5 protein-coding genes are annotated in these 5,787 nt (G+C 63.9%); all 5 read left to right on the top strand.

The window, feature by feature from the left end:
• Window positions 1-803: flagellar motor protein MotB (gene motB, locus JHD73_RS26035; RefSeq protein WP_199033053.1), on the top strand; the 803-nt coding region annotated here is incomplete at its 5' end.
• A 24-nt stretch (window positions 804-827) separates the two neighbouring features.
• Window positions 828-1,250, top strand: a complete 423-nt coding sequence (locus JHD73_RS26030; protein ID WP_199033052.1) for a response regulator — start codon at window positions 828-830, stop codon at window positions 1,248-1,250.
• 16 nt (window positions 1,251-1,266) lie between these two features.
• Window positions 1,267-3,456 (top strand): chemotaxis protein CheA, encoded by a 2,190-nt coding sequence (cheA, locus tag JHD73_RS26025; RefSeq protein WP_199033051.1) that lies wholly within the window; start codon window positions 1,267-1,269, stop codon window positions 3,454-3,456.
• Between the two features lie 80 nt (window positions 3,457-3,536).
• A complete protein-coding gene (locus JHD73_RS26020) occupies window positions 3,537-4,028 on the top strand; it encodes a chemotaxis protein CheW (protein WP_199033050.1) in 492 nt (163 codons plus the stop codon).
• 121 nt (window positions 4,029-4,149) lie between these two features.
• Window positions 4,150-5,787, top strand: a 1,638-nt coding sequence (locus tag JHD73_RS26015; protein ID WP_199033049.1) for a methyl-accepting chemotaxis protein, incomplete at its 3' end; no start/stop codon positions are given.

Raw genomic sequence — 5,787 nt, 5'->3', positions numbered from 1 at the left:
AGGCCGAGCTGTCGTCGGTGGAAACGTATTTCCGCACGCCGCTGAAGGTGGCGCTGTTTGGCGGCGCCGGTTCGGGCGATCAGTCCAGCATCCTGAACGGCAGCCCGGCGATCAAGCAGAACATGCCGCAGCCGAATCCGAGCCCAAGTCCGACGGTGCAGCGCCAGCGCAACATTCGCGACGAGTCCGACGATGCCGCGCTGAACAAGCTCAAGCAGAAGATTGCCGAGATGGTCGAGACCAACCCGGTGATGAGCCAGTTCAAGCACCAGTTGTTGATCGACATGACCAGCGAAGGACTGCGCATCCAGATCGTCGACCAGCAGAACCGCCCGATGTTTGCCAACGCCAGCGCCGAGGTGCAGCCGTACATGCGCACCATCCTGCGTGAGCTGGGTTCGGCACTCAACGATGTGCCCAACCCGATCAGCCTGTCGGGCCACACCGACGCCACGCAATACGCCACCCAGAACGGTTACAGCAACTGGGAACTGTCGGCCGACCGCGCCAATGCGTCGCGCCGCGAGCTGATTGCGGGCGGCATGAAGCCCGAGAAAGTGAGTCGCGTGGTGGGCCTGGAAGCATCGGTGCCGTTGGACAAGACCAACGCATTCAACCCGATCAACCGTCGTATCAGCATCGTCGTGCTCAACGCACGGGCCGCTGAAGCCGTCCGTTCGGGCGGGATCGAGCCGGTGGCCGACTTGCGCAACGACGGTAAAGACACGCTGCCCGATGCAGCAGCACGTGCAACAGGAGCGGCCGCGGTTGGTGCAGATGCGGCTGCTTCGGCCAAGCCATAAGCGCCCAGGGGGAGAAAGTAGCCAATGAGCGAGAAACACATTCTGGTGGTGGACGACTCAACCTCGATCCGCCGCATGATCGCCGCGTGCCTGCGCGAGTGCGGCTTTGCCGTGACGGAAGCCGCAGACGGCGCTGCCGCGCTGGAGGTCGTGCGCAAGCAGACCGATGGCCCTCACCACCTTGTGATTACCGATCAGGTGATGCCTGCAATGGACGGCCTCACCCTGATCCGCGCGCTGCGATCGCTGCCGGCCTATGCCGGCACACCGATCCTGATGCTGACCACCGAGGCAGACGGCACGATCCGCGAGCAGGCGCGTGCCGCTGGTGCAACGGGCTTCCTGCCCAAGCCGTTCGACCCCGATGGCCTGACGGATTCCGTCATGCAGTTGTTTGAATGGCATGCGCAGACCCACGGGTCAGCATCCACGCATTCCACGCATTAACGACAGAGACCACAACATGAACCTCGACCTTAGCCAGTTTTTCGGCGCCTTCTTCGAAGAAGCGGAAGAGCTGCTCGTCGACATGGAGCGGCTGCTGCTCAATCTCGATGTCGCCAACCCTTCTTCTGATGATCTGAACGCCATCTTCCGCTGCGCGCACTCCATCAAGGGCGGTGCCGCAACTTTCGGTTTTACCCACATGACGGAACTCACGCATGTGGCGGAATCGATTTTGGACCGCGCCCGCACCGGTACCCTGCAGTTGCGCGAGAACATGGTGGATGCCTTCCTGGAAACGAAAGACGTGTTGAAAAGCCAACTTGATGCCTACCGGCAAGAGCACCCCATCGATACGGCCACGCTCGAATACATGGTGGCCAAGCTCAACAGCCTGGCTGCCGAGGATGGCGCCACAGCAGCACAGCCAGCGCCGGTAGCGCCTGTCGCTGCATCGGCTCCGGCGGCTGTCGAACCCGTTGCGGTGGCACCCGCTGTGGCGGAGGCACCGGCCGCTGCACCGGCAGTGGCCATCGACGGTGGCCTGGACATCAAGCTGATCGACGTCTCCAACGAAGACTGCGAGCTGATCGTCACCGAACTCAAGCACCTGGGCACCCTGGTGAGCCACGTGCGCACCGGCCGCAACAGCGACATCGTGCTGCAGAGCACCTGCACTGCCGACGACATCATCGCGGTGAGTTGCTTCATCATCGATGCCGACCAGATCGTCATCACGCCGCACGTAGGTGGTGGTGCTCCGGCAGCGGTGGCCGCTGCGGCGCCGGTGGTGGAAGCACAGGTTGCCGCCCCGACGCCTGCCGCCGCGCAAACCGAAGTGCATGCTCCGGCCGCCAATGAAATCGCTCCGGCCGCTCCGGCCGCCGCCGTGCCAATGCCGTCGCGTCCCGCTGCCGCAGAAAAGCCGGCAGTGGCTGCCGAAACGTCGATTCGCGTGGGTGTGGAAAAGGTCGACCAGCTCATCAACCTGGTGGGCGAGCTCGTCATCACGCAGGCCATGCTGGCGCAGACCGCGTCTTCGTTCGACCCGGTGTTGAACGAACGTCTGTTTGCCGGCCTGTCGCAGCTCACGCGCAACGCACGCGATCTGCAGGAAGCTGCCATGTCCATCCGCATGATGCCGATGGACTACGTGTTCAACCGCTTCCCGCGTCTGGTGCGCGACCTGGCGCACAAGCTGGGCAAGCAGGTCGAACTGTCGACGTTCGGCAAATCGACCGAACTGGACAAGGGCCTGATCGAACGCATCATCGATCCGCTCACGCACCTGGTGCGCAACAGCCTGGATCACGGCATCGAACTGCCCGAGGCCCGCGTGGCTGCCGGCAAGGATGCCACCGGCCAATTGCTGCTCTCTGCTGCCCACCAGGGCGGCAACATCGTCATCGAGGTAAGTGACGATGGCCAGGGCCTGAATCGCGACAAGATTCTGAAGAAGGCCCGCGAGCGCGGCCTGCCCGTGTCGGACAACATGACCGACGACGAGATCAACCAGCTCATCTTCGCGCCGGGCTTCTCCACCGCCGACCAGGTGACGGACGTGTCCGGCCGCGGCGTGGGCATGGACGTGGTCAAGCAGAACATCCAGTCGATGGGCGGCTACGTCGAGATCCAGTCGCAGAAGGGCAAGGGCACGACCATCCGCATCGTGCTGCCGCTCACGCTGGCCATTCTGGACGGCATGTCGGTCAAGACCGGTGAAGAAGTGTTCATTCTGCCGCTGTCGTGCGTGGCCGAATCGCTGCAGCCGCGTCCGGAAGACATCAAGGCGGTGCCCGGCGGCGGACGCCTGCTCAAGGTGCGCAACGAATACCTGACGCTGGTGCCGATGTACGAGCGCTTCCGCATTACGCCGTCGCTGCCCGATCCGTCGGAAGGCATCGTCGTCATCCTGGATTCGGAAGGCAAGAAGATCGCCCTGCAGATTGATGAGCTGGTCGGCCAGCAACAAGTGGTGGTCAAGAACCTGGAGACCAACTACCGCCGGGTGCCTGGCATTTCGGGGGCAACCATTCTGGGCGATGGCAGCGTGGCGCTGATCGTTGATGTGTCGGCGCTCATGCGCGAGGCCCGAGAAGGGCGGTCGGGCCATTCAGAAAACGCCATGCGTGCCGTTACTGCCGAGAAGCAAGAGATGGCGCAGGCACCGGGTGGTCGGTTCTCGACCGAGGCGATGGCCGCCGCATAAGCGCCACGCCGTGCTGTGTGGGATCAGTCGCCAGACAACGAATTCAATCTAGTGGCCCGACGGGGCCGAGGGGAGCCGCAATGGAAGTCAAGGAACATGCGATCGGTGAGGAAACCGGCGGGGAGGAGTACCTGGCCTTCACCCTGGGTCGCGAAGAGTACGGCATCGATATCCTGAAAGTGCAGGAGATCCGTGGCTACGAGACCGTCACGCGCATTGCCAACGCACCCGACTTCATCAAGGGGGTGATCAACCTGCGCGGCATCATCGTGCCGATCGTTGATCTGCGTATCAAGTTCCAGCTCGACCGCGTGGAGTACAACCAGTACACCGTGGTCATCATCCTGAACCTGAGGGACCGCGTGGTCGGTATCGTGGTGGATGGCGTGTCGGACGTGCTGACGCTGCAAAGCCAGCAGATCAAGCCGGCGCCTGAGTTCTCGGGCGCGCTGGATACGGAATACATCCGTGGCCTGGGCTCGATCGACGAACGCATGCTGATCCTGGTGGACATCGAGCGCCTGCTGATGTCGGCCGACATGGCGCTGTGCGACGAGGCCGAAGCCGCTTAAGCACAGCGGATCAGTTTGGCCGGGGTGCGCAAGTGCGCCCGGCAGGCGACAAGACACCTTGCGGCGGGCACTCAAATGCCCGCCGTATCACAGGTGCGGCGCTGAAAGGGGAGGGAAATCCATGTTCAGCAGAATGACCATCCGGCTCCGGTTGGGGCTGATGATGGCGGGCATTGGTGTGCTTGCCGTCATCGTGGGTGTGACGGGCCTTGTCGGCATGCGTCACGCCAATACACGCTTGCAGGACACGTACGCCGTGCAACTGGCGGGTGCTGTGGCATTGGCCGACTCCGATTCCAACCTGCTGAGCTTTCGCATCGTGCTGGATCGCGCAGCCATGGCGCCTGGTGCGCCCGGCATGGACAAGACGATCGAGCGCGCCAGGATGTTTCTCGGCCAATCCGATGCGGCCTGGAAGCGCTACCGCGCGCTGCCGACTTCATCGGAGGCGCGCAAGCTGGCCGACGAAGCCGATGGGTTGCGCAACACCTTCGTGCGCGATGGCGCCGAGGTGCTGATGCGCGCTATTCAGGCCGGTGACCAGTCGACCATCACCAAGACGGTGATGGATGTGATGCCGGCCCTGTATCGCCCACTGGGCGACAAGGTGGTGGCGCTCAACCGCATGCAGCTGGCGGCTGCCAAGTCTGGCTATGAAGACGGCCAGCGTGAGCACGCCAGTCTGAGCGCGCTGACGACCGGTCTGTTGCTGGGCGGCATCGTGGTGGGCGGGTTGCTGACGTGGGCGTTGCGCCGCTCGATCACGCTGCCGCTGACGCGTGCCATCGAACAGGCGGAACACATCACGCAGGGCGATCTCACACACAGCATCCAGGTGAACCGTGCGGATGAAACCGGCCGCCTGCTGATGGCCCTGCAGCGTATGCAGGAGAGTCTGCAGAAGATGGTGGCGCAGGTGCGCTCGGGTTCTGATTCGATTGCCAGCGCCACCCAGCAGATCAGCGCGGGCAATGTGGACCTGTCACAGCGCACCGAGCAGCAAGCCTCGTCGCTGGAGCAGACCGCGTCGAGCATGGAGCAGCTCACGAGCATCGTGAAGCAAAACGCCGACAACGCCCGGCAGGCCAGCACACTGGCCGGCAACGCGTCGGACATCGCTGTGAAAGGCGGCGAGGTGGTGGGCCGGGTGGTGGACACCATGGCGGGCATCAACGAAAGCAGCAAGAAGATCGCCGACATCATCGGCGTGATTGAAGGGATTGCCTTCCAGACCAACATCCTCGCGCTGAATGCGGCTGTGGAAGCGGCCCGTGCGGGTGAGCAGGGCCGCGGCTTTGCGGTGGTGGCGGGCGAGGTGCGCAGCCTGGCGCAGCGCTCGGCCACGGCAGCCAAGGAGATCAAGGAACTCATCAGCGATTCGGTGGGCCGCGTTGAGAACGGCACCACGCTGGTGGCGGAAGCTGGCAGCGTGATCGACGAAGTGGTGGTGGCCGTCAAGCGCGTGACCGACATCATGGGCGAGATCAGTTCGGCATCAGACGAACAGAGTGCGGGCATCGAGCAGGTCAACCAGGCGGTCAATCGCATGGATGAGGGTACGCAACAGAACGCCGCGCTGGTGGAGCAGGCGGCTGCGGCGGCCATGTCGCTGCAGGAACAGGCCGACGGACTGCGTCAGGCGGTGGCCGTGTTCCGCACGCATGCCAGCACGCCAATCGAACCGGCTCGGCCGGTTGCGAGCGTGCCGCGCGTGGCCAAGCCGGCTGTGGTGAAACCGGCGGCGCGCCGTGCGGCAACC

Origin of the sequence: Ralstonia sp. ASV6 (genome assembly GCF_016429285.1) — a bacterium.
Taxonomy (GTDB): Bacteria; Pseudomonadota; Gammaproteobacteria; order Burkholderiales; family Burkholderiaceae; genus Ralstonia; species Ralstonia flaminis.
This window is presented reverse-complemented; position numbering and strand designations above follow the sequence as displayed.